24 protein-coding genes are annotated in these 23,640 nt (G+C 64.2%); 10 read left to right on the forward strand and 14 right to left on the reverse strand.

The window, feature by feature from the left end:
• Positions 1–6: 6 nt before the first annotated feature.
• From NLM32_RS31240 to fliL, 3 genes are read right to left on the reverse strand one after another with little or no spacing between them, the layout of a single operon-like run.
• Positions 7–453, reverse strand: coding sequence for a DUF6468 domain-containing protein (locus NLM32_RS31240; protein ID WP_254132577.1), 447 nt, complete (start codon positions 451–453; stop codon positions 7–9).
• On the reverse strand, positions 450–1,652 hold the full coding sequence (gene fliM, locus NLM32_RS31245; protein WP_027534776.1) for a flagellar motor switch protein FliM: 1,203 nt from the start codon (positions 1,650–1,652) through the stop codon (positions 450–452). The genes NLM32_RS31240 and fliM overlap by 4 nt, the downstream gene beginning before the upstream one ends.
• A gap of 29 nt (positions 1,653–1,681) precedes the next feature.
• Positions 1,682–2,182: a flagellar basal body-associated protein FliL gene (fliL, locus tag NLM32_RS31250; RefSeq protein ID WP_254132578.1), complete on the reverse strand. Its 501-nt coding sequence runs from the start codon at positions 2,180–2,182 to the stop codon at positions 1,682–1,684.
• 384 nt (positions 2,183–2,566) lie between these two features.
• On the opposite strand from fliL, the gene flgF reads away from it, so the two are divergent.
• The 4 genes from flgF to flgH are packed head-to-tail and all read left to right on the forward strand — an operon-like array spanning position 2,567 to position 6,057.
• Positions 2,567–3,331 (forward strand): flagellar basal-body rod protein FlgF, encoded by a 765-nt coding sequence (gene flgF, locus NLM32_RS31255; RefSeq protein ID WP_254132579.1) that lies wholly within the window; start codon positions 2,567–2,569, stop codon positions 3,329–3,331.
• A 16-nt stretch (positions 3,332–3,347) separates the two neighbouring features.
• Positions 3,348–4,136: a flagellar basal-body rod protein FlgG gene (flgG, locus tag NLM32_RS31260; protein WP_027534779.1), complete on the forward strand. Its 789-nt coding sequence runs from the start codon at positions 3,348–3,350 to the stop codon at positions 4,134–4,136.
• 10 nt (positions 4,137–4,146) lie between these two features.
• The gene (flgA, locus tag NLM32_RS31265; protein ID WP_254132580.1) at positions 4,147–5,280 is read left to right on the forward strand and encodes a flagellar basal body P-ring formation chaperone FlgA; all 1,134 of its coding nucleotides are present in this window, start codon (positions 4,147–4,149) and stop codon (positions 5,278–5,280) included.
• Between the two features lie 9 nt (positions 5,281–5,289).
• The gene (gene flgH, locus NLM32_RS31270; RefSeq protein ID WP_254132581.1) at positions 5,290–6,057 is read left to right on the forward strand and encodes a flagellar basal body L-ring protein FlgH; all 768 of its coding nucleotides are present in this window, start codon (positions 5,290–5,292) and stop codon (positions 6,055–6,057) included.
• A gap of 148 nt (positions 6,058–6,205) precedes the next feature.
• Here flgH and NLM32_RS31275 read toward each other — a convergent pair whose 3' ends face one another.
• Both NLM32_RS31275 and NLM32_RS31280 read right to left on the reverse strand, forming a co-directional pair.
• Positions 6,206–6,985 carry a 2-keto-4-pentenoate hydratase gene (locus NLM32_RS31275; RefSeq protein WP_254132582.1) on the reverse strand — a complete coding sequence of 260 codons (780 nt, stop codon included), beginning with the start codon at positions 6,983–6,985 and terminating at the stop codon, positions 6,206–6,208.
• 84 nt (positions 6,986–7,069) lie between these two features.
• Complete coding sequence (locus tag NLM32_RS31280; protein WP_254132583.1) at positions 7,070–8,098, reverse strand: aldehyde reductase; 1,029 nt, start codon at positions 8,096–8,098, stop codon at positions 7,070–7,072.
• A gap of 95 nt (positions 8,099–8,193) precedes the next feature.
• Here NLM32_RS31280 and NLM32_RS31285 point away from each other — a divergent pair, with 95 nt between their 5' ends.
• Positions 8,194–8,592: a helix-turn-helix domain-containing protein gene (locus NLM32_RS31285; protein WP_254132584.1), complete on the forward strand. Its 399-nt coding sequence runs from the start codon at positions 8,194–8,196 to the stop codon at positions 8,590–8,592.
• A 240-nt stretch (positions 8,593–8,832) separates the two neighbouring features.
• Here NLM32_RS31285 and NLM32_RS31290 read toward each other — a convergent pair whose 3' ends face one another.
• The 3 genes from NLM32_RS31290 to NLM32_RS31300 form a co-directional block, all read right to left on the reverse strand.
• Positions 8,833–9,633, reverse strand: coding sequence for a phytanoyl-CoA dioxygenase (locus NLM32_RS31290; RefSeq protein WP_254132585.1), 801 nt, complete (start codon positions 9,631–9,633; stop codon positions 8,833–8,835).
• 261 nt (positions 9,634–9,894) lie between these two features.
• Positions 9,895–10,260: an RNA polymerase-binding protein DksA gene (gene dksA / locus NLM32_RS31295; protein ID WP_008142458.1), complete on the reverse strand. Its 366-nt coding sequence runs from the start codon at positions 10,258–10,260 to the stop codon at positions 9,895–9,897.
• A gap of 215 nt (positions 10,261–10,475) precedes the next feature.
• Positions 10,476–11,087: an NAD(P)-dependent oxidoreductase gene (locus tag NLM32_RS31300; protein WP_254132586.1), complete on the reverse strand. Its 612-nt coding sequence runs from the start codon at positions 11,085–11,087 to the stop codon at positions 10,476–10,478.
• A gap of 133 nt (positions 11,088–11,220) precedes the next feature.
• On the opposite strand from NLM32_RS31300, the gene NLM32_RS31305 reads away from it, so the two are divergent.
• Entirely contained in the window at positions 11,221–11,592 is a 372-nt protein-coding gene (locus NLM32_RS31305; RefSeq protein WP_254132587.1) for a helix-turn-helix domain-containing protein, read from the forward strand.
• Between the two features lie 25 nt (positions 11,593–11,617).
• On the opposite strand, the gene NLM32_RS31310 is transcribed toward NLM32_RS31305, so the two are convergent.
• The gene (locus NLM32_RS31310) at positions 11,618–12,031 is read right to left on the reverse strand and encodes a flagellar assembly protein FliX (RefSeq protein WP_254132588.1); all 414 of its coding nucleotides are present in this window, start codon (positions 12,029–12,031) and stop codon (positions 11,618–11,620) included.
• A gap of 269 nt (positions 12,032–12,300) precedes the next feature.
• Here NLM32_RS31310 and NLM32_RS31315 point away from each other — a divergent pair, with 269 nt between their 5' ends.
• The 4 genes from NLM32_RS31315 (at position 12,301) to NLM32_RS31330 (ending at position 14,849) form a co-directional block, all read left to right on the forward strand.
• The gene (locus NLM32_RS31315; RefSeq protein WP_254132589.1) at positions 12,301–13,437 is read left to right on the forward strand and encodes a flagellar basal body P-ring protein FlgI; all 1,137 of its coding nucleotides are present in this window, start codon (positions 12,301–12,303) and stop codon (positions 13,435–13,437) included.
• Positions 13,437–13,820: a flagellar assembly peptidoglycan hydrolase FlgJ gene (gene flgJ / locus NLM32_RS31320; protein WP_254132590.1), complete on the forward strand. Its 384-nt coding sequence runs from the start codon at positions 13,437–13,439 to the stop codon at positions 13,818–13,820. The genes NLM32_RS31315 and flgJ overlap by 1 nt, the downstream gene beginning before the upstream one ends.
• A gap of 11 nt (positions 13,821–13,831) precedes the next feature.
• Positions 13,832–14,329 (forward strand): hypothetical protein, encoded by a 498-nt coding sequence (locus tag NLM32_RS31325; RefSeq protein ID WP_254132591.1) that lies wholly within the window; start codon positions 13,832–13,834, stop codon positions 14,327–14,329.
• A 160-nt stretch (positions 14,330–14,489) separates the two neighbouring features.
• Entirely contained in the window at positions 14,490–14,849 is a 360-nt protein-coding gene (locus NLM32_RS31330; RefSeq protein WP_148778243.1) for a flagellar protein FlaG, read from the forward strand.
• A 14-nt stretch (positions 14,850–14,863) separates the two neighbouring features.
• Here NLM32_RS31330 and NLM32_RS31335 read toward each other — a convergent pair whose 3' ends face one another.
• From NLM32_RS31335 to NLM32_RS31355, 5 genes are all read right to left on the reverse strand, one after another.
• On the reverse strand, positions 14,864–15,232 hold the full coding sequence (locus NLM32_RS31335; protein WP_254132592.1) for a hypothetical protein: 369 nt from the start codon (positions 15,230–15,232) through the stop codon (positions 14,864–14,866).
• A 12-nt stretch (positions 15,233–15,244) separates the two neighbouring features.
• Positions 15,245–15,613: a flagellar biosynthesis regulator FlaF gene (gene flaF / locus NLM32_RS31340; protein ID WP_027534793.1), complete on the reverse strand. Its 369-nt coding sequence runs from the start codon at positions 15,611–15,613 to the stop codon at positions 15,245–15,247.
• A gap of 292 nt (positions 15,614–15,905) precedes the next feature.
• Positions 15,906–18,191, reverse strand: a complete 2,286-nt coding sequence (locus NLM32_RS31345) for a DUF1522 domain-containing protein (RefSeq protein WP_254132593.1) — start codon at positions 18,189–18,191, stop codon at positions 15,906–15,908.
• Between the two features lie 218 nt (positions 18,192–18,409).
• On the reverse strand, positions 18,410–20,701 hold the full coding sequence (locus NLM32_RS31350; protein ID WP_254132594.1) for a DUF1522 domain-containing protein: 2,292 nt from the start codon (positions 20,699–20,701) through the stop codon (positions 18,410–18,412).
• 324 nt (positions 20,702–21,025) lie between these two features.
• Complete coding sequence (locus tag NLM32_RS31355; RefSeq protein WP_254132595.1) at positions 21,026–23,317, reverse strand: DUF1522 domain-containing protein; 2,292 nt, start codon at positions 23,315–23,317, stop codon at positions 21,026–21,028.
• Positions 23,318–23,640: the final 323 nt, after the last annotated feature.

Below are 23,640 nucleotides of genomic sequence, written 5' to 3' on the forward strand. Positions count from 1 at the left end.
CTGACTTTATGCGGCGAGACCGTTGGACCTTCGGCGCTCGGAGAACGCTTCAGCGGCAGCGGCCACCGCCTTCGCCGCCGACGGCTTGGCGGCCGGGGCGGCCGCGGCTTCCGGATTGGTGACGGGGCGCGCCGCGATCGCGATCTTGGAGAGGCGACGCACCACGTTGTCGGCTTCGCCGAGCTGCTTGTGGAGCTGGTCGGACATCTGCGTGGCGGCGGCAAGCTGGCTGCCGAGATTCTCGTTGACGTCGCGCACCGCGAGCTTGAGCCCGCCGATCGCGCGCTCAGCGATCTCGGTCGCGGTGATGAGCTCGCCGATCACAGCCTTCAGCGAATGCTCGTCCGCCTTCAGCCGCGTCAGCCGCTTGTTGAGCAGGATGCAGTAGCCGATCGTGAGCATCAGCAGGATAGCCACCAACGTCTCGATCGCCATTCCCAGAGAGTGGTTCATGGGGCCTCCATCAGCTTGTTCTGTTCGTCCACCTTCTCGAACATCGCAAGTGTCGTACTTGGCTTGCGCAAGGGTTTCGTCACGCGGATCGCAACGCGTTCCCCGACCCGGCCCATGCGTCCTTCGGTGATCGTGACGTCGCCGCAGCGCACGGTGACATTGGCATCGGCGCGCATGTCGAGCGGCAGCGTGTCGCCGACCTTCAGCCGCATCAGCTGCTTGAGCGGAATGTCGGCCTCGTAGAGCACGGCGTCGACGGAAATCTCGGCCTGCACGATCTCGGTGGCGAAATGGCCTTCCCAGATCGGGTCACGGCCGAACTTTTCGCCCATGAACATCTGGAGCAGGACGGCCCGGATCGGTTCGATGGTCGCGTAAGGCAGCAGCAGTTCGATGTTGCCGCCGCGATCTTCCATGTCGATGCGCAGGCGCACCAGGATCGCGGCGTTGGCGGGACGGCTGATCGCGGCGAAGCGCGGATTGGTCTCGAGCCGGTCGATCGTGAAGGTCACCGGCGACAGCGGCCGGAACGCCTGCTCGGCATCGGCCAGCACCACCTCGACCAAGCGCTTGACCAGCTCGGTCTCGATCGTGGTATAGGGCCGGCCCTCGATGCGGAGCTGGCTCGAGCCGCGGCGGCCGCCGAGCAGCACGTCGATCATCGAGTAGATCAGGCTGGAATCAACCGTCGCCATGCCGAAATTGTCCCACTCCTCGGCCTTGAAGACCGAGAGCACGGCGGGCAGCGGGATCGAGTTCATGTAGTCGCCGAAACGCACCGAGGTGATGCGGTCGAGCGAGACTTCGACGTTGTCGGAGGTGAAATTGCGCAAGGAGGTCGTCAGCAACCGCACCAGGCGGTCGAAGACGATTTCGAGCATCGGCAGACGCTCGTAGGAGACCATCGCCGAATCGATGATCGCGCGGATGCCGGAATGGTCGTCGAGCGTGACGTCACCGACGGTGAAGCCGAGGAGATTGTCGATCTCCTCCTGCGACAGCACCCGCTCGCCCGAGTTCTTGCCGTTGCCGAGATCGCGGCTGCCGTCCTCGACCATGGCCGCCCATTGCAGGGCCATGGTCTCCGAGAGTTCGTTTTCGGCAGCAGCCTTCGCGGCCTCTGCGGGATCCTCGGAATCGAGCGACGCCTCCCATTGGGCGGCAATCGCATCCTGGTCCATCTGCTCGTTGCCGGCCATGACGCTAGCCCGTTACCTTCTCTGAACCGTCACTGGAGCACGACTTCCTTGAACAGCACCGCGCTGACCTGGATCGGCGCGACTGCGGCGTTGACGCGCTTGGTCAGCTCTTCCTTGAGGCGGAAGACGCCGGCGGAGCCGTTGAGGTCGGAGGAGCGGAGCTCGCGCACATAGGTCTGGAAGATGTCGGTGACCCGCGGCATCGACGGCTTGATCGCCTCGATCTGCTTCTCTTCCTTCAGCTCGAGCACGATCTTGAGCTTGAGATATTGCACGCGCTCGCCGGGCGCACCGGCGAGGTTGACCATCATGTCGGGCACTTCGACGAAGGCCGGCGGCTTCGGCGGGGGAGCGACCTCGGCATGATGCTCGTCTTCGCCATGACGGAAGAACAGGAACCAGGTTGCGGCACCGCCGCCGAGCACGACCAGCGCGCCGACGATGATCAGGATCAGCTTGAACTTGCTTTTGGGGGCAGCGGCTTCCGCGCCTTCGGCGGCTCCGCCGCCTTCCGCTTCATTCTCTGCCATGATCGTCCGGGCTCGCTCATCTCAAAAGGATCGAAAGAGCGAAGCCTCCTGGCAGACAGTGACGCGATACAAATGCCCCAGCGCAAAGCGCTCCTCTTACAAGCAAACGCTACGGTAATAATGGTTAACGGAACCTTTCGATTGGGCCTCCGCTAGGAAAAATCTGCCGGGCAAACATGGCTAACAGAACCTTTCTGCCTCCCGCCCGCGCCGCCGAAAAATCGACAACCCATTGTAACAACACATCATTTCAAGTTGGCACGGCTTTCGCTGAGAGAGGGGCGAGACCGAACGGTTTGGGAGAACCCGACGGTCTCGTTCACGGGATCGGCCAAGGCGCTTGGGAGAGCGAAATGGCAGATCTCACGCAGGGGAGATCTACCGATGCAGAATGCGCTTCTGATCGGCTTGTCACGGCAGATGACGTTGGAACGGCAGATGGATGTCATCGCCAACAACGTCGCCAATGCCAACACCAACGGCTTCAAGGCCGACCATTCGCTGTTCGAGGAGTACCTCAACTCGAACGCGCATGAGGACAATTTCGTCGGCTCCGACCGCCGGGTCTCCTATGTGCAGGACCGCGGCACCTACCGCGACGTCGGCCAGGGGCCGATGGAGGCGACCAACAACCCGCTCGACATGGCGATCAGCGGCAACGCGTTCTTCGCCGTGCAGGCCAATGGCGCCGAGCGCTACACCCGCGACGGCAAGTTCGCGCTCAGCAGCACCGGCCAGCTCATGACCTCCGACGGCAATCTCGTGCTCGGCACCGGCGGCCCGATCGTCTTCCAGCCGACCGACCACGACATCAACGTCGCCGCCGACGGCACCGTGACCGTGCTCGAAGGCACGGCCAAGACCGACTCGATCCGCGGCAAGATCCGCATGGTGGAGTTCGACGATCCGGCCAAGCTGACCAAGCTCGGCGCCAATCTCTACGGCGCCGGCTCCGCCAACCAGCAGCAGACCACGTCCAAGTCCACCCTGCAGCAGGGCTACATCGAGAAGTCGAACGTGAATTCGGTCGGCGAGATGAGCCGCATGGTCGAGGTCATGCGCAGCTACACCGCGATCGCCAACCTGCTCCAGCAGCAGAGCGACCTCCACAAATCGGCGATCGAAAAGCTCGCCGACGTTCCGGCCTGATTAGGGGACCACTGACATGCAAGCGCTCCACACCGCTGCGACCGGAATGGCGGCACAGGAACTGAACGTTCAGGTGATCTCCAACAACATCGCCAACCTGCGCACCACCGGCTTCAAGAAGCAGACCGCGGCGTTCCAGGACCTGATCTACGAACACGTCCGCCGCGTCGGCGCGCAGGCCTCGGACCAGGGCACCATCCTGCCGGTCGGCGTCGATATCGGCGGCGGCGTCAAGACCGTCGGCACCCCCCGCAGCATGACGCAGGGCACGCTGTCGCAGACCGGCAACGACCTCGACCTCGCGATGTCCGGCGAAGGCTTCTTCAAGATCCTGATGCCTGACGGCACCTACCAGTACACCCGCGACGGCACGTTCCAGATGGACAACCAGGGCCGCGTCGTCACCGCGCAGGGCAACCCGGTGCAGCCGACCATCACGATCCCGAACAACGCCTCGGGCATCACCGTCAACGAGCAGGGCCAGGTGTCGGTGACGCTGCCGGGCTCGTCGAGCAACACCATTCTCGGCCAGATCGGCGTGACCCGCTTCATCAACAAGGCGGGCCTGCAGCCGGTCGGCAGCAACCAGTTCACCGAGACGACCTCATCCGGCGCGCCGCAGGACGGCACCGCGAACTCCGAAGGCTACGGCAAGATCACGCAAGGCAGCCTCGAACAGGCCAACGTCGACGTCGTGTCGGAGATGAGCGACCTGATCGCCGCGCAGCGCGCCTACGAGATGAACGCCAAGGTGATCAGCGCCGCCGACCAGATGATGCAATCGACCACGGCGCTGTTCCGCTGAGGTGATGACCATGATCCGCTCCACGCTTGCCACTCTCTCCGCCCTGCTCGTGCTGGCGCTGCCGGCGCAGGCCGCCGACGACGGCATCGCCGTGCCGATGCTGCGCGCCAGCGTCACCGTCACCTCCGACGTGGTGCGGGTCGGCGACCTCATCGAGAACGCCGGCTCGGCCGCGCTGATCGCGGTCTATCGCTCGCCCGATCTCGGCACCACCGGCGCGCTGCCGGTTGCCCAGGTCCTGAGCGTGCTTCGCGCCAAGCAGGTGATCGGCGTGATGACCGGCGACATCAAGGAAGTCCAGGTCACGCGGCTCGCCCGCACCTTCGCCAACAAGGATCTCGAAAACGCGGTCGCCTCCGCGCTCGAACGCCGCTTCGGCCTTGGCGACGCAGCCAACATCACCGTGACCTTCGACCGCGGCGTTTCCGACATGCGGCTCGATGCCTCCAACACTGGCGCGCTGCAGCCGGTCGCGACGCGCTACGACGCCCGCAGCGGCCGCTTCGACCTCGCCTTCGAGATCAACAACGACAACACCCCGACGCCGACCAAGCTGCGCTTGACCGGTACTGCGATCGAGACCGTGGAAGTCGCCGTCCTGACCCGCGACGTCGAACGCACCGAGACGCTGAAATCCTCCGACGTCGCGCAGGAGCGACGGCCCAAGGCGGAAGTGCCGGGCGAGGCCGCCACGCGCGACCGCACCGTCGGCATGCAGCTCCGCCGGCCGATGCGCGCCGGCACGCCGATCCGCGTCGCCGACATCGCCAAGCCCGAATACGTGTCGCGCGACCAGAGCGTCACCGTCATCTACCAGGTCCCCGGGATTTATCTCACCACCCGCGGCAAGGCGATCGAGAGTGGCGCCGAGGGCGACACCGTGAGCGTCCTCAATTTGCAGACCAAGCGCACGCTGACCGGCATCGTCACCGCCCGCGGCCAGGTGACCGTGCAGGGCGCCAGCCAGTCCGCGCCGATGGAGGCTGCGGTCGAGCAGACCTCCTCGCTTAGGCGTGACGAGGCGCCCGCCCCCGTCGACACCGCAGCCCTCCTCCGGAACCTGGTCCAGTCCCCCGCGTCGCCGGCCCAGATCGCAGAAGCCCAGATCCCGCAAGCTCGCGTCTCGCAAGCTCAAGCAAAGTAAGAGTTCGTCATGTCCGCTTTCAGTTCGGCTTACCGTCTTCGTCGCGTCGTGATCTCGGCCCTGCTGCTCGCCACTTGCGCGCTCGCAAGCGGCTGCTCCTCGATCGACCGCCTGTCGCAGATCGGCGAGCAACCGAAACTGTCCGCGATCGACAATCCGACGACGCAGCCCGGCTACAAGCCGGTGCAGATGCCGATGCCGAAGCCGGAAGTCGCCTCCTACAATCCGAACTCGCTGTGGCGGAACGGCAGCCGAGCCTTCTTCAAGGATCAGCGCGCGACCCATGTCGGCGACCTCCTGACCGTGACCGTGAACATCACCGACAAGGCCAACCTCTCCAACGAGACCCAGCGCAGCCGCACCAATTCGGAAGATTCGGGCATCACCGATTTCATCGGCTCGAAGACGCTCGGCGTCCAGGCCCAGAAGGTGCTGCCCGGCCGCATCCTCACGGCCGACTCCACCGCCTCCAGCGACGGCAAGGGCTCGGTCAATCGCACGGAAGCCCTGCAGACCAACGTCGCGGCGGTCGTGACCCAGGTGCTGCCGAACGGCAATCTCGTCGTCGAAGGCAAGCAGGAGATCCGCGTCAACTTCGAGATCCGCGAACTCGTGGTCGCCGGCATCGTCCGGCCTGAGGACATCCAGAGCGACAACACCATCGATTCCAGCAAGATCGCGCAGGCCCGCATCGCCTATGGCGGCCGCGGCCAGATCACGGACGTGCAGCAGCCGCGCTACGGCCAGCAAGTCATGGACGTGCTGCTGCCCTTCTAAGTCTCTCCCGAGCTCCCACATCGTGTTCGCGAACCTAGGCGCGAACGACGATGTACTACGCGGCCCTCGCTAGCTCCCCTGGCGAGGGCCGCATGTATTTTGGCGGTGATGGCGCTTCACACTCGGCCATTGCAAGCGGAGAGAGCGTTCACGTGAACTCCGCCTCCACCGTGCCCAGCCCGTCCAGCTCCATCCGCACCTTGTCGCCGGCTTTCAGCCATAGCGTCTTCACCAGGCTGCCGGTCAGCACCAGCTGTCCCGCATGCAACCCCTTGCCTTCGGCGGCGAGATGGTTGGCGAGCCAGGCGAGTGCGTTGTGGGGATGGCCGAGCACGTCGGCGCCGGTGCCGTGGCTGACCTCCTCGCCATTGACGAGGGCGCGGCCCTTGACCGCCTTCAGGTCCGGGACCGACGAGCGTGGAACGGAGGCGCCCAGCACGCAGCCGGCGGCGAAGAAATCATCCGCAATCAGCGTCGGTGCACCCATCGTCTCCCACTTCACGTAGCGGTCGTCGACGATCTCGATCGCGGGATGATAGGCCTCGACGGCCTCACCGACCCATTCGGCGGTGAACGGCGCCTCGCCGGCGGCGAGGTTCCGCTTCAGGCGCACCGCGATCTCGCACTCGACGCCGACACGGACATAGTCGGAGGCCGCGAGCTTGACGCCGCTGTCGTGCACGCCCTTCTGGAACACGCCGCCGCCGCAGGGGTGCGGGATGCCGATATAGTCCTGCATCACCTGGCTGGTGCAGCCGATCTTGTAGCCGACCAGCGGTCCGACATTCTTCAGCAGAAGATCATGCAGCGCACGCTGAACCTCATAGCCCTCGGCTTCATCGGCCGGGGGAACTTCAAGTGCCGCGAGCGGCGCATGGTTGCGGCGCGCCAGTGCGATCGCCTTTGCGGCTTCGAGAATTTTGTCCATCGGCGCCGGCTCCCACGCTACGCACTTGAGAGCCGCACTTCAGCATCCCCGCCCGGGCATGACAAGCGCGGGCGGCATATGCCGTCACGCCTTGACCAGGCCGAGCCGGATCAGGCTCTCGGCCGTGGCGAGGATTGCCTCGTCGTTGGAACGGGGCTGCCAGCCCAGCATCGACCTCGCCTTGGCGCTGGTGGAATGCCTGACGCGGCCGAGCATCGGCACGACCGCCTGCAGCAGGGGAATCCGGCTCGCGGCGAGCCGCACCAGCCAGTCCGGGGCCTGGAGCCGCGGAACCCGGCGCGCCCGCGATCCCAGTTCCCGCCGCAGCACCTTGCCGATGTCGAGGATCGACATCGTCTCGCCGGAGACCGCGATGAAGCGCTCGCCTTTCGCCTCCGGCGCGGTCATCGCCCGCAAATGCAGGTCGGCGACATCGCGCACGTCGACCACGCCGAAATAGACCCGCGGCACCGCCGGCATGGCGCCGTCGAGCAGCGATTTGACGATCTCGATCGAGCCGGAGAAATCCGGCCCGAGCACCGGACCGAAAATCCCGGCGGGATTGATCACCGACAATTCGAGCCCGCCGCCTTCGCGCGCGATGAAATCCCAGGCCGCCCGCTCGGCCAGCGTCTTGGACTTGATATACGGCTGCACGTCGCTGCCGGCGAGATTGGTCCACTCGGTCTCGTCGAACGGCTTCTCCCGCGGCGGATGGCCGTAGCCGATCGCGCCCAGCGACGAGGTGATGACGACCCGTCTGACGCCGGCATCGCGCGAGGCGCGCAGCACCCGCAGCGTGCCGTCGCGGGCCGGGACGATCATCTCGTTCTCGTCCTTGGGCACGCTGGTCGATAGCGGCGAGGCGACGTGGAGCACGTAGTCGCAGCCCGTCACCGCCGCCTGCCAGCCCGCGTCCGCCGTGAGGTCGGCGGTGAAGAAGGACAGATTCTCCGGCGACGCCGCCCCGCCCTCGCGCAGCATGGCCAGCACATCGGTTTGCCGGTCCGGCCGCCGCACCGTCGTTCGCACCACATGACCGGCGGCCAGAAGCTGCAGGACGACATGGATACCGACGAAGCCGGATCCGCCGGTGACCAGAACGATGCTCATTGCCAAATTCCCCTTAATCGCTCCGGGTGGCTAAATTGGTTCCGCCACCCTGCTCAGAGCCGCATCTGGTCACTATCTCCGGGGGAACAAGTAGAATGGATTTCGAGACCGGTATGGAAAACCTGACCAGCGTTTGCGACGGCGACTGCGATTGCAGCCCGGACCCTACCCTGCTCGCCGATTTCAAGCGCGCGATCCATGCGCTCGGCGGCAAGTGGAAACTGGAGATCCTGTTCGCGCTGATGAACGGTGCGGTTCGTTTCGGCGCGTTGCGGCGGTCGATCGGCGGCATCACCCAGCACGTGCTGACCACGCAGCTGCGGGAGCTCGAGCAGGACGGCTTGGTGTCGCGCACTGCTTTCGCGGAGAAGCCGTTGCGGGTCGAGTACGAGCTGACGGACGCGGCTTACGGCCTGCTGCCGGCGCTTAAGGAAATATTGAGCTGGTCCAGGGTTTATGGGGATGCAAGCCTTGCTGCATCGCATGAAGCCTGATTGCGGCGATGTGTGAAGCTGCTGGATCAGGCCCTCAGCATCCGAGACGATCTCGTTGATGCGACTCGCAAAACCTCCCGCACGTGAAGTGAAAGCTGTTTCTCATGTGAACTCACGTGAGCTTGCAGGAATCGACTCCAGGTCCTTGATCCTGATTCACTTTCCACCATCGCGACGATCAGCGCGATGTCGTGGTGCCCGAACCGGCACCACGACATGACGAGATCGAAGCTCCGCGTCTCAGGCGTAGCCGAGCGCGAGCCGGATTGCGGTCTCGACCGGCGAGTAGACGCCATCGGGCCGCTCCAGCCTGTACGGCTCGGCGAGAGGAAGCGACGGCTGTGCCATGAAGCGCGGCCGCGTCCCCTGGTGCCTCTGCGCGGCATGAACCAGGAAGGGATGGCAGAGATAGACGGTGCCGGCAGCGCCGGTCGCCAGCGCAATCGGACAATCGGCTCCCATCTCGTCCAGCACCATGCGCGCCCTGCCCGCCTCACCCGCCGGCGCCAGATAGCGCGCCATCGGAACATGCGAGCCGACCCGGATGCGTGTCGGCGCATCGTCCTCGCCAACGTCGGAGAACAGGAACAGGAGCAACAGCGCCCGTCCGCGCGAGGTGATGTTGACGCGCCAGGCCGAGAAGTCGCGCGTCTCGTTCGGGTCGCAATCCGCGCCGGGAAAGCTGAGATCGACGTGCCAGCCGGCGTCGCCCGGATCGTCCGGATGCGGAAAGCGCACTGGAATCGTGCCGATGTCGCGACGCGGGCGCCAGCGTCCAGATCCGACGATCTGGTCGAATGCCGCATGGAGGACGGCCGTGTTGATGGCGTCCCGGAACGGAGGATCGCCATAGCCCGGCAACCGGATCACCGGCCGCGTCCAGGTCGACGGGTCATCCTCCCTGCACGGCAGGTCGCGCCACATGATGGCACGCGCGACCTCGGCGAGATCACGGGGAAAGGCATTGTCGATCCGGACGAAGCCTTCGCGAATGAATTGGTCGATTTGCGCCTCGTCGAGCGCGCAGGAATTGGCAGTCATGCTGTCTCTCAATTGCTCGCCAGCCTTCGTCGTCCGCGCGTTGCGGAACCGGCCGGCTCAATCGGTTGGGAATCCGCGAGTGGAACTCGCGGGACGCGATGCCTCCGCGACGGAGGCGCCTGCGCTCAGCCCAGGAAGAAAACCGAAGCGATATTGAGAGTGCAAATCATCATGGCGGCGCAAATTTACGCGCCAAACCAGCGGCGCTCAAGCGGCACCGTAAGCTCAAAAATAAAGAGCCGCATCGCTGCGGCTCGGACTCTATTCGTCGCGATAGACCTTCTCGCGTTTCTCGTGGCGCTCCTGCGCTTCCACCGAGAGCGTCGCGATGGGCCGGGCCTCGAGCCGTTTCAACGAGATCGGCTCGCCGGTATCCTCGCAATACCCGTAGGTGTTGTCCTCGATGCGCTGGAGCGCGGCGTCGATCTTGGCGATCAACTTGCGCTGGCGGTCGCGGGCGCGGAGTTCGATGGCGCGGTCGGTTTCGGACGATGCCCGATCGGCGAGATCGGGGTGGTTCACGTTCTCCTCCTGCAGAGCCTGCAGGGTGAGCTTGGACTCTTTGAGGATCTCATCCTTCCAGGCGAGGAGCTTCATACGGAAGTACTCCTTCTGCCGGTCGTTCATGAAAGGCTCTTTTTCGGTCGGTCGGTAGTTTTTCAACTTTTCCAAGGGCGGCCTATCTTCTTAAGCAACGACTCGTGAACGGAACGAAGTCCGTTGAGCCGGGGCTTATATAGCTACCCCATGTGACAGACAATATTTCCTTAATAGCGCGGTTACCGCCCCCAAGCCCTTGCACAGGAAGGTTTATCCGTAAGGACCCGGGGGCGGCCAAAAGCCTAGTAACCGACCGTGAAACGCTGCCTCAGATGGGCCGGCTTCTCGATCTCGTCGGCGAGCGCGATGGCGTAGTCGGCGAAGCTGATCCAGCTCTTGCCGTTCGCATCTGCGAGAAGCTGATCGGTGCCGAGACGGAACTTGCCGGTGCGTTCGCCCTCAATGAACAGTGCCGACGGCGAGAGGAAGGTCCAGTTCAGCTCCTTTTCCTGCCGTAGCAGGTCGAGGAAAGCGCCACCCGCCTCCGCCTCGGCTTTGTATTGGGCCGGAAAACCGGGGGTTGTGACCAGTTTGACGCCGGGAGCGACCTCCAGGCTGCCGGCGCCCCCGACAACCAGGTAACGACCGATCTTGGAGTCCTTGGCAGCAGCAATCAGCTTGTGCGGGTCGCTCGCCAGGAAGTGGACGGAACTCACCGCAACATCATGCCCGGCCCAGAGTTTGGTCAGGCCGGCCTGATCGAGCACATCGCCTTTGGTCGGCGTGACGTTCGGCAGGCCTGCGATCTTCTCCGGGTTCCGTGCGATGGCGGTAACGCCGTGGCCACGGCGGGACAGTTCCTTGGTGATCTCCGAACCGGCCCGGCCCGAGGCGCCGGCAACTGCGATTTTCATGGAAGGCTCCTTCGCATCTATAGTAACCAATGGTGACTAGATATCGCAAAGAATGCTGGTGTTAAGAGAGCACTTTGTGCTTACCTGCTTACGCAGGAGTAACCGGCAAGCCGAAGCAAGCGCGAGGATTGAGATGAAACCCAATGTCTATGCCGCCGAGTGCCCGACACGCCAAATTCTCGATCGCGTCGGCGACAAATGGGCCGTGCTGATCCTGTTGCTGCTGCGCGAGGAACCGATGCGCTTCAATCAGTTACGCCGCACCATTGAAGGCATCTCGCAGAAGATGCTGAGCCAGGTTCTCAAGTCACTCGAACGCGACGGCCTGATCAAGCGCCGCGCCATCGCGACCGTGCCGGTGACGGTTGAATATTCGATCACGCAGCTCGGCGTGACACTCGCTGCTGCGGTGGATCCGTTGCGCGATTGGGCCGAGGAGAATCTGAAAGACGTGCTCGCCGCCCAGCGCCGCTACGATTCGCAGCAGAAGGAGGAAGCGGCGTAAAGCCGTTGTTCTCGCGGGATCGCGGTCAGCCCCGCCCGGCCTTCGCCAGCTCGACCTCGACGCGCAGCTCGATCTCGGACAGCACGGAATCGAGACCGGGATCGCCGGAGGACGATTTCAGGTTTGCGGCCGCGTCGCGCAGCCGCATCACCGTCGAGGCGTCGAGATTGCCGGACAAGAGTCCCATCTTGAGATCGTCGAGCACGTCGAGCGCGGTCTTGCCGCGGGCGACCGAGCGCTTGCGGCGCTCGACCGGATCTTCCTCGATGCCTTGCAGCGCGAGCAGCGCGTCGATGTTGGCGGAAGCTTTCGGTGCGGCTGCGGCGCGCGTCTCTTGCGCCGACGAGGTGTCGGGCAGCACGAAGGTGCCGGAGCTCGTTCGCCTGGCCTGGCTGGCCGGCGTTCCAAGCGTGGTGCCATTCGGTCCGTAGATGCGCATCGGAGCAATCCGGGTGATCGATGCGCCACATTCGCCGCTTTATGGTTAACGGGGCGTAAACGGCCCGGCAAAATCTGCCGACAGGCGGCAGTTTCGCTCCTCAAGGCGAATGCCTGCTGGCGCCGATCCGAAGAGATTTATTCAACCTATTCAATCGACTATCCCCTCTGCCCCGTGTTGGCACAGCGCTCGCAAGGAAAGCGTCGGACCAGCTCGTCATGGGAGTGTCGCAGATGGTCCGAGATGTGAGGAGCCTCGGGGAGCAGAGGATGCCAGGCGTTCGTTGGGTAAGGATTCTGAGTGGGGTTTTTGGGGTGGCCTGTGCCGCGCTGTCAGCGCTGGCGCTCTCGGCGGCCTCTGCAAACGCGACCTCGCGTATCAAGGATCTCGCCAATATCGAAGGCGTGCGGCAGAACCAGCTTATCGGCTACGGCCTCGTCGTCGGCCTCAACGGCACCGGCGACACCCTCAACAACATCCCCTTCACCAAGCAGTCGCTGCAAGCGATGCTCGAGCGCATGGGCGTCAACATCCGCGGCGCCACCATCCGTACCGGTAACGTCGCCGCCGTGATGGTGACCGGCAACCTGCCGGCTTTCTCCACGCAGGGCACGCGCATGGACGTCACCGTCTCCGCGCTCGGCGACGCCAAGGATCTGCGCGGCGGCACCCTGCTCGTCACCCCGCTTCTCGGCGCCGACGGCAACGTCTATGCGGTCGCGCAGGGCTCGCTCGCGATCTCCGGTTTCCAGGCCGAGGGCGAAGCGGCGAAAATCGTGCGCGGCGTTCCGACCGTAGGCCGGATCGCCAACGGCGCCATCATCGAGCGCGAGATCGAGTTCGCGCTGAACCGGCTGCCGAACGTGCGACTGGCGCTCCGGAACGCAGATTTCACCACGGCCAAGCGCATCGCGGCTGCGATCAACGATTATCTCGGCGTCAAGAGCGCCGAGCCGATCGATCCCTCGACGGTGCAGCTGACCATCCCGCCGGAGTTCAAGGGCAACGTGGTCGCCTTCCTGACCGAGATCGAACAGCTCCAGGTCGATCCGGATCTCGCCGCCAAGATCATCATCGACGAGCGCTCCGGCATCATCGTGATGGGCCGCGACGTCCGCGTCGCCACCGTCGCGGTTGCACAGGGCAACCTCACGGTCACGATCTCCGAGAGTCCGCAGGTGAGCCAGCCCAACCCGCTGTCGCGGGGCCGGACCGTGGTCACGCCGCGATCGAGCGTCGGCGTCACCGAGGACGGCAAGAAGTTCGCCGTCGTCAAGGACGGCGTCTCGCTGCAGCAGCTCGTCGATGGCCTCAACGGCCTCGGCATCGGCCCGCGCGACCTCATCAGCATCCTCCAGGCGATCAAGGCCGCGGGTGCGATCGAAGCCGACATCGAGGTGATGTGATGCAAACCGGCATGCTCAACACCGCGCACGTCGTCACCGCCGCGCTCTCGAACCCTGCCTTCTCGGTTGAGAGTCGCAACAACCGGCCCGACTTCGAGCTCGCCGCCGCGCTTCAGAAGGTCTCGCCGCAACAGCAGGCCAAGGCGCAGAAGACCGCGACGGACTTCGAGGGCATGTTCCTCAACAGCATGTTCGCGCAGATGACGTCGGGCTTGAAGGGTGAAGGCCCGTTCGGCGACACGCCGGGCACCGGCGTCTGGCGCTCGATGCTGACCGAGCAATATTCCAAGAACTTCGCCAATGCCGGCGGCATCGGCGTCGCCCGCGACGTCTACCGTACCCTGATCATGCAGCAGGCCAAAACCACTCTTCGTACGGCATAAGGTCAAACGAGATGAACCACTTCAGCCCGTCACGTCAGCCGATGCCAGCGCAGCGCCCGAACAGCACGCCCGAGAGCGCCGCGGCGCGCAAGCTCGCAGAGGACCTGATGGACGCGATGAGCGCCCTGCTCGGCCTGATCGAGCGCGAGACTGAGCTGGTTCGTGCCGGCAAGGTCCGCGAGGCGATGACGATGGAGAGCCAGAAGCAGGAGCTGTCGCGGCGCTACGTCGGCGCCGTCGGTCAGTTGAAGGCGAACCAGGCCCAGCTCTCGAAATCCGCGCCCGAGCTGCTCTCGACGCTGCACCGTCACCACGACGCCTTCCGCGCCATGCTTCAGGTCAATCTCACGGTGCTCGCGACCGCTCATGCGGTCTCCGAGAGCGTCGTGCGCGGCGTCAACGCCGAGATCCAGAAGCGCAACGTGCCGAACACCTATACGGCCGCGGGACGCCGCGCCACGCCTGGTCCGCGTCACATCACGCCGCTCGCGGTCAGCCGCACGCTCTGAACGCAGACAAGAAACTCGATCCAATTTTACGAAAAACCGCGCGGCGATAGCGTCGCGCGGTTAGTCACGTTTGCTTACCGGGTGTTCAATCCTGGTGTTCCATGGTTGCGCATTGAGAGGGGTTGGGATTTGACTCACACAAGGCAACCAGGAGGCTGCCATGAGTACAGATTTCAGCATCAGGCCGGTGGGGATACCGGCCCCCGTACAGATCGTCACGACGTCGAATTCGGCGGCGAACGATGCCGTGCAAACCGATTTACCGGTGAGCCAGACGGTCGCCGCGAGCGATACGAGCGCGGCTGCGAGCAATGATCTGCAGAGCAATGCGAACATCTCGCGCCAGGTCGTGTTCGACCAGGCGTCCGCATCGATGGTCTTCCAGGTCGTCAACGACCGGACCGATGCCGTGGTCAATCAGTTCCCCGACGAGGCGATGCTGCGCCGGCGAGCCTATTTCCACGCACTGGATTTGAAGTCGGAGCCCTCGCGTCCGCTCAATACGGACCTCAGCGCTTAAAGAGCGCCCGCCGATCAGCTGTCGAGCGTGGCCTGGGCGGTGTCGAGATAGCTCGAGCCGGTCGCCGGGTCCGTGACGACGTTCTTGATCTGCGCCGTGCCGGTGTCGGTCAGCGTGAACTTCGTGTTGCCGAAGCGGAACGACGAATCCTTGATCAGCACCTGCTGGTATTGCGAGGTCCCCTCGCTCTGATAGTGGATCTGCGCGCGGAAGCCGTTGACCTGCGAGATGTTGAGCGAAAACTTCTTGCCGTCGGCGTAGGTGCCCGTCCAGTTGCCCTGGTACAGCGACGAATCGACCGCAACGTATTTGGACGAGCCTGTCGTGCTCGAAAGCGTATTCGCCTTATACGCGGTCGACAGGATGCTCATGATGTCGGACATCACGAGTCTCCGTCAGGGCCGGCCGGACAGACCGGCAGCAATGTTGCGGTTGATCTCGATCAGCGGGCGGAAGTGATCGAACTGCGGGCTCATCTGCAGCGCCGCGGTCTGGCTCAGCACGAACACGCTGATGTTGGCGATCTTCTGCCGGACGTCGAGCGGCTGCGGGTTGTTCTCGCGCATCGCTTCGCTGAGGAAGATGGTCCAGAGCTTGCGGTTGAACATCAGCGCCTGCGTGGTCTGCTCGCTGAAGGGGTCAGCGGCATTGATCGCGTCCTGGAGCTTGTTGGCCGCCTTCAGCAAGGTCTGCGCCTCGACATCTCGAGGAGATGCGGTGGTCGTTGCAACACGCGCGTAGGCCGAGGCAGCGGAATTCGACATCAATCACACCTTGGAAGCTTCCTAGCCCGTTGAACGGACTTAAGGATTTCTTTCCCAACCCTATGCAGTAGCGCTTAAGATTTGCTTACATGTGCGCCTCGAAGCACTCCGGATTATTACGGGTCGCGGAGTCCTCGTAGGCGTGAGGCTAGATGCGCAAACGCAGGCTGTAAACTTGCACTGCATCATGCCCATCGATCTCAGCTAATCTTGTCTTAGCGAACTCCCTCAAAAGAACGGCGGAGCTTTAGCCCCGCCGCGCTGTCTCAAGATTCGATTCTGCGTTTGCGACTTAGCGGAGCAGCTGCAGCACGCTCTGCTGCGACTGGTTGGCCAGCGACAGTGCGGAGACTGCGATCGACTGGCGGGTCGACAGCGCCTGGCTGTTGGCCGCTTCCTCGTTGGTATCCGCAAGCGTCAGGTTGGACGAGCCGGTCTGCAGCACGTTGATCAGGTTCTTGGAGAAGTCCTGGCGGACTTGCACGATCGACAGGTTCGAACCGAGCGAAGAACCTTCCGAGCGCAGCGTGCTCGAAGCAGCGTTCAGGCTCTGGAGGACCTTGTTGGTCGCGCCATTGTCGATGAAGTCGGTGCCGGGGACGAGATTGCTGAGACCAAGACCGGCCGCGTTGAACACCACGCCGTTGATGCCGAGCGTGGAGCTGCCGGTCTCGTTGAACACCAGCTTCAGCGTATCGCCGTTGAGGAGATTGACGCCGTTGAAGGAGGAGTCCTGCGAAGTCGTGTCGATCTGCGCCAGGATGTTGTTGAACTGGCTGACCAGGCTCGAACGCGCGGTCTGCGCCACGGGATCCTGAACCGGGGGCTGCGCGGTGGTGAAGGCGAGCACGCTGGTGAGCGTACCGCCGACTGCGCCGCCTGCGGTCGACGAACCGAGGGTCGACGATGCGTATTCGTTGACGGTGGTGACCGTCAGCACGCCGTTGGCGTCGATCGTCGCGGTCAGGTGGTTGGCCTGAAGCTGGACGTTGAGCTGGTCGAGCGTCTTGACCGTGCCGTTGGTGCCGTCGCCGAAAGTGACGGAAACCGGCGTGCCGCCGTTGAACGAGGAGAACGTGAGGGTTTTGCCACTGACGCCGCCCACACCAGACTTGCGGTCCGCGCTGAACGCGGTCGCCGTTCCAGTATTGCCGCTGAGGCCGAAGGCGTTCAGCGCGTTGCCCGTGCCGGTGATCGAGAGGTCGGCGTTGATGCCGGTCGAGATCGACAGCTGGCCGCTCGAGTTCACCGACGACGGGATCTGGCCCGAGGTGGTGCTGAGCGTGGCAGCACCGTTGAAGAGGCTGGCGGTCTTGACGCCGGTCGCCAGGTCGATCGAATTGAGCAGGTCGGTCAGGTTCGCGCTCTGCAGATAGACCGTCGAGTTGCCGTTGCCGTCGGTCACGACGTTGCCGTTGACGCCGTAGCCGGTGGGCACGCTCGCTGCCGATTGCGGAGTCTGCGCGTTCTTGAAGGTGATGGTGTGGCCGTCGACGTTCAGCGTCGAGCCGTCCTGGACCAGCGAGCCCAGCGAACCAGCGGTCGTCGACCGGTTTGCGCTCACGCTGGCATTGCCCGCGCCGGTCGCGGCCGTCAGGCCGAGGGCGTGGAGGAAGTCGGCATTGCCCGTCACGCTCAAGTCTGAGCCGGTCGAGCTCTTCAGCGTGACCACGCCGGCCGCGATGGAGGACGGCGTCTGCACCGTACCGACAGTCGCGCCGCTGGTCGCGATCGTGGCCGCGCCTGCGCTGATGGTCGCGGTCTTGACGCCGCTCGCGAGATCGATCGCGCTGAGGACGTCGTTGACCGTCGCCTTGGGCGCGGCCGCCGTTCCCTCATAAACGATCGAGTTGCCGTTGCCGTCGGTGGCGATGCTTCCGCTGGCATTGAGGCCCCAGCCGGTCGGCTGCGTCGCCGGAGCGGGGCCGGTGCGGAAGGTAACGGTCTTGCCGTTCACCGTGATGGTGTCGCCGTCCGCGGGCGGCGTGCTGAACGTGGAGGACGTCGTGGTGCCGAGCAGCGTGTCGGTGCCGATCAGCGCAGTGCTGTTGTCGGCGGCATTCACCGCACTACCGGTCAATGTGCCGGCGCTCGAACCGAGCGAAGCACCGAGGGCGGCCGCTGCCGTCACCGGCGTGACACCGCCGGGCGCACCGGTATAGAGCACGTTGCTGTTGGCGGTCGCGCTGGCATAGGAGGTCGTGCCGCGCAGATCCGCCGGCGTCGCACCCGGGATCGTGGTCGAGACGTTGGACTTGGTGGAGTAGCCGACCGTGGTCTGCAGCGCCTGGTTCGCGATCGATTTGGCCGAATCGATCAGCTTCTGCAGCGAGGTGATGCCGGTATTGGCCGCCTGCAGCACCTGCACACCGTTGTTGATGCCGTCGAGCAGGTTGCTGATGTCGCTCGCCCGGTTGTCCAGCCCCTGCGCCGTGAAGAAGTTGGTGGGATTGTCGAGAGCCGTGTTGACCTTCTTGCCGGTCGACAGCCGTTCCTGCGTCGTGGCGAGCAAGTCGGCCGTGGACTGCAGCGACAACAGGTTCTGGCGAACGGACGCCGAGAGAACGATGTTGGACATTGGCAGGTCTTCCTCTTGAACCGGATACGAATCGGCCGCGCGGGTCTGGAAGCGGGCTTTTGTCCAGTTTTAGGACCTGTCCTTTAAAGTATGGTTAACGCCGGTTTAAGGGATAGGGTTAATGGCTGGTGTACGCCCTTCCCGGCCTCAAAACGCAAAAAAGAGCGGCGGGGCAAAAGCCCCACCACCCAATTTTATTTAGTAATTTCAGCTGCTTATTAGCGAAGCAGCTGGAGCACGCTCTGCTGCGAGGTGTTGGCCAGCGACAGCGCGGAGACCGCGATCGACTGGCGGGTCGACAGCGCCTGGCTGTTCGCCGCTTCAACGTTGGTGTCGGCCAGCGTCAGGTTGGACGAGCCGGTCTGCAGCACGTTGATCAGGTTCTTGTTGAAGTCCTGACGCACCTGCACCACCGAGAGGTTCGAACCGAGTGCGGAAGCCTCGGACCGCAGCGTGCTCGACGCAGCGTTCAGATTGGTCAGCACCTTGTTCGACGCGGCGTTGTCGATGAAGTCGACGCCGACGGTCAGCGCAGCAAGGCCCAGACCCTTCGAGTTGTAGGTCACGCCGGTGATGTTCAGGCTCGACTTGCCGGTCTCGTCGAACACCAGCTTGAGCTGGTCGCCGTTCAACAGGTTGACGCCGTTGAACGAGGAGTCCTGCGAGGTCGTGTCGATCTGGTTCAGGATGTTGTTGTACTGCGACACCAGATTGGCACGAGCGGTCTGCGCCACCGCATCCTGGACGGGAGTCGATGCCGTCGAGAAAGTCAGCGCGGTGGTGAGCGTCCCGCCGATCGCACCGCCCGCAGTGGTCGAGCCAATCGTCGAGGACGCGTAGTCGTTGGATGCCGTAATGGTCAGCTGACCGTTGGCGTCGATCGTCGCGGCCAGGTTGTTGGCCTGGAGCTGCGTGTTGAGCTGATCGAGCGTCTTGACCGTGCCGTTGGTGCCATCGCCGAAGGTGACGTTGACCGCCGTGCCACCGTTGAAGGAGGCGAAGGTCAAGGTCTTGCCGGCAATGCCGCCGATACCCGAGGTGCGGGCCGCGGTGAACGCGGTCGCCGTCCCGGTGTTGCCGGCAAGGCCAAGTGCGTTCAGCGCATTGCCCGACCCAGTAATCGTGAGATCTGCATTGATGCCGGTTGCAAGCCGGAGCTGGCCAGAGCTGTTGATCGACGAGTTGGACTGGCCGGTGGCGGTCTTCAGCGTCGCAGCGCCTGCGGCGTTGATGGTCGCGGTCTGCACGCCGGTGGCGAGGTCGATCGCGTTCAGCACATCGGAGACCGTGCCGGACGACAGATAGACCGTCGAGTTGCCGTTGCCGTCGGTGAGGACGTTGCCGCTGACGCCGGAGCCGCTCGGGATCGCCGGAGCACCCGTGGAGCCCGGAACGGCGCCGTTCTTGAAGGTGATGACATGGCCGTCGACATTCAGCGTCGAGCCGTCCTGGATCTGCTGACCCAGCGAGCCGGAGCTGGTGGTGCGGTTCACGTTCACCGTCGCGTTGCCGCCGCCGGTGGCGGTGGACAGGCCGAGGGCCTTCAGCAGGTCGGCCTTGCCGGTGATGCTGAGATCGGCACCGCTCGAGCTATGCAGCGTGAGCTTGCTGGCCGTCGTGACACCGACGTCCGAAACGGCGGTCGCATTGGCGCTCTGGGAGATCGTCGCCGAACCGGCGGTGATCGAGGCAACCTTCACGCCGCTGGCGAGGTCGATCGCGGTGGTGAGATCACCGACCGTCCCCTTCGGCGTCGTGGTGTCACCCAGATAGATGGTCGAGTTGCCCGCGCCGTCGGTGGTGATGTTGCCGCTGGCGCCAAGGCCGCTCGCAACCGTGGCGGAGGTCGGCGCCACGCCGGAGCGGAAGGTGATCGTGTGACCGTTGACGGTCAGCGTGTCGCCGTCCGAGGGCTGGGCGTTGCCGACCAGGCCAGTCGCGGTCGCGGCACCGGTGCCGAGCAGCGTGATCGCCGCCGTAATGGCCGTCGAGCCGTCGCCGGCGGTTGCCGCCGCACCGGTGAGAACGCCCTGGGTCGCACCGAGGGTCGTGGTGCCGCTCGCAGCGTGGATGCCGCCGGCGGTGCCGTCATAGAGCACGTTGCTGGAAGCAGAAGCACTGGCGAAGCTGGTCGTGCCGCGCAGGTCCGCCGCCGTCGCACCCGCGATCGTGGTGGAGACGTTGGACTTGGTGGAATAGCCGACGGTTGTCTGCAGCGCCTGGTTGGCGATCGACTTCGCGCTATCGATCAGCTTCTGCAGCGAGGTCAGGCCGGTGTTGGCAGCCTGCAGCACCTGCACGCCGTTGGCGATGCCATCGAGCAGGTTGTTGATGTCGCTGGCGCGATTGTCGAGCGACTGGGCGGTGAAGAAGTTGGTGGGATTGTCCAGAGCCGAATTGACGCTCTTGCCGGTCGACAGACGGTTCTGTGTGGTGGCGAGAAGATCGGCGGTGGACTGGAGAGAGAGCAGGTTCTGACGAACCGACGCAGAGAGAACAATACCGGACATGACTCTTACCCTTCTGGCTTACGCGTCTTCGTTCGATCGCTTCTGGATCGAGTGACGGCCACAGGGTGCGCTGACATGGCTAACAAAGGGTGAAACGCGTCTCACTGTCATAAGCGCCGGTTCACCATAAACCATTGTGACGCGTTGCCAGGCCTCGCAATCGGCCTGAAATCATTGGCGATTCTGCGCGCTTACTCTCCATTAACCATAACCGCTGGTTACTTTTTCGATCGCTCCCGCCTCCTCGAATGCCGATGGCGAACGAAAAAAGCGGCGGGGCCGAAGCCCCGCCGCCTGGATCTTGCTTGCGATGTCGTCCGCTTATTAGCGGAGCAGCTGCAGCACGCTCTGCTGCGACTGGTTGGCCAGCGACAGCGCCGAGACCGCGATCGACTGACGGGTCGACAGCGCCTGGCTGTTGGCCGCTTCGACGTTGGTGTCGGCCAACGTCAGGTTCGACGAGCCGGTCTGCAGCACGTTGATCAGGTTCTTGTTGAAGTCCTGACGAACCTGGACGATCGTCAGGTTCGAACCCAAGGCGGAGGCTTCCGAACGCAGCGTGCTCGACGCGGAGTTCAGGTTGGTCAGCACCTTGTTGGTCGCGGCGTTGTCGATGAAGTCGACACCGCCGGTCAGTGCGGCGAGGCCGAGACCCTTCGAGTTGTAGGTCACGCCGGTGATGTTGAGGTTTGACTTTCCGGTTTCATCGAACACCAGCTTGAGCTGATCGCCGTTCAAGAGATTGACACCGTTGAAGGACGAGTCGAGCGAGGTCGAGTCGATCTGCTGGAGGATGTTGTTGTACTGGCTGACCAGATTGGTACGGGCCGTCTGGGCAACAGTATCCTGCGTGGGCGTAGACGCCGTCGAGAACGTCAGCGCAGTGGTGAGCGTACCACCGATGACGCCGCCCGCGGCACTCGAACCGATGGTCGAGGACGCGTAGTCATTGGTGCTCGAGACCGTCAGCAGGCCGTTGGCGTCGATCGTCGCGGTCAGGTTGTTGGCCTGAAGCTGCGAGTTGAGCTGATCGAGCGTCTTGACTGTGCCGTTGGTGCCGTCGCCGAAGGTGACGTTGACCGCCGTGCCACCGTTGAAGGAGGAGAAGGTCAAGGTCTTGCCGGTGATGCCGCCGATGCCCGAGGTGCGGGCCGCGGTGAACGCGGTCCCAGTGCCGGTGTTGCCGGCGAAGCCGAGCACGTTCAGCGCATTGCCCGTGCCGGTGATCGACAGGTCGGCATTCACGCCGGTCGAGACCTTGAGCTGGCCCGAGGCGTTGATCGACGAGTTGGTCTGGCCGGTCGCGGTCTTCAGCGTCGCCGTGCCGTTGGCCGCGATGGTCGCGGTCTGCACGCCGGAGGCAAGGTCGATCGCGTTCAGCACGTCGGAGATCGTGCCGGACGACAGATAGACCGTCGAGTTGCCGGCACCGTCGGTGAGGACGTTGCCGCTGACGCCGGAGCCGCTCGGGATCGCCGGAGCACCCGTGGAGCCCGGAACGGCGCCGTTCTTGAAGGTGATGACATGGCCGTCGACATTCAGCGTCGAGCCGTCCTGGATCTGCTGACCCAGCGAGCCGGAGCTGGTGGTGCGGTTCACGTTCACCGTCGCGTTGCCGCCGCCGGTGGCGGTCGACAGGCCGAGGGCCTTCAGCAGGTCGGCCTTGCCGGTGATGCTCAGATCGGCACCGCTCGAGCTGTGCAGCGTGAGCTTGCTGGCCGTCGTGACACCGACGTCCGAAACGGCGGTCGCATTGGCGCTCTGGGAGATCGTCGCCGCACCGGCGGTGATCGAGGCAACCTTCACGCCGCTGGCAAGGTCGATCGCGGTGACGAGGTCACCGACCGTACCCTTCTGGGTCGTGGTGTCACCCAGATAGATGGTCGAGTTGCCCGCGCCGTCGGTGGTGATGTTGCCGCTGGCGCCAAGGCCGCTCGCAACGGTCGAGGAGGTCGGGGCCACGCCGGAGCGGAAGGTGATCGTGTGACCGTTGACGGTCAGCGTGTCGCCGTCCGAGGGCTGGGCGTTGCCGACCAGGCCGGTCGCGGTCGCAGCACCGGTGCCGAGCAGCGTGATCGCCGCCGTAATGGCCGTCGAGCCGTCGCCGGCGGTTGCCGCCGCACCGGTGAGAACGCCCTGGGTCGCGCCGAGGGTCGTGGTGCCGCTCGCAGCGTGCGTGCCGCCGGCGGTGCCGTCGAACAGGACGTTGCTGCTCGCAACCGTGCTCGCATAGGAGGTCGTGCCACGCAGGTCGGCGGCCGTCGCACCGGAGATCGTGGTGGAGACGTTCGACTTGGTGGAGTAGCCGACAGTGGTCTGCAGCGCCTGGTTGGCGATCGACTTCGCGCTATCGATCAGCTTCTGCAGCGAGGTGATGCCGGTGTTGGCAGCCTGCAGCACCTGCACGCCGTTGGCGATGCCATCGAGCAGGTTGTTGATGTCGCTGGCGCGATTGTCGAGCGACTGGGCCGTGAAGAAGTTGGTGGGATTGTCCAGAGCCGAGTTCACGCTCTTGCCCGTCGACAGACGGCTCTGCGTGGTGGCGAGAAGATCAGCGGTGGACTGGAGGGAGAGCAGGTTCTGACGAACCGATGAGGAGAGAACAATACCGGACATTGAGTGTTACCCTTCTGGTACGCAACGCAACAAACTTCGATTAGGATTAATCGATGCCGGGACGGTGAACGTTGAGGGCTAACAAAGCATGAAGCGTGTCGCGCGAGTCCTTGCTTGGATTCACCATATGCGCGCTTCGCACCGCATCGCGCCCGCTTCTATCGTCATGATCGAATGATGCTTTTCGATGCAGCGGCGGCGCGTTTGCCACTTGTCAACCATAACTCAGAGTGAGCAATTCGCTGCATTCAATTGCATTGTCTACATCTAAGCGCGTTGGTGCAGCGGCAGGACATTTGCCATTTGTCAACCATAACGCGCAG

The sequence above is a fragment of the Bradyrhizobium sp. CCGUVB14 genome (assembly GCF_024199935.1).
In the GTDB taxonomy this organism is placed as follows: Bacteria; Pseudomonadota; Alphaproteobacteria; order Rhizobiales; family Xanthobacteraceae; genus Bradyrhizobium.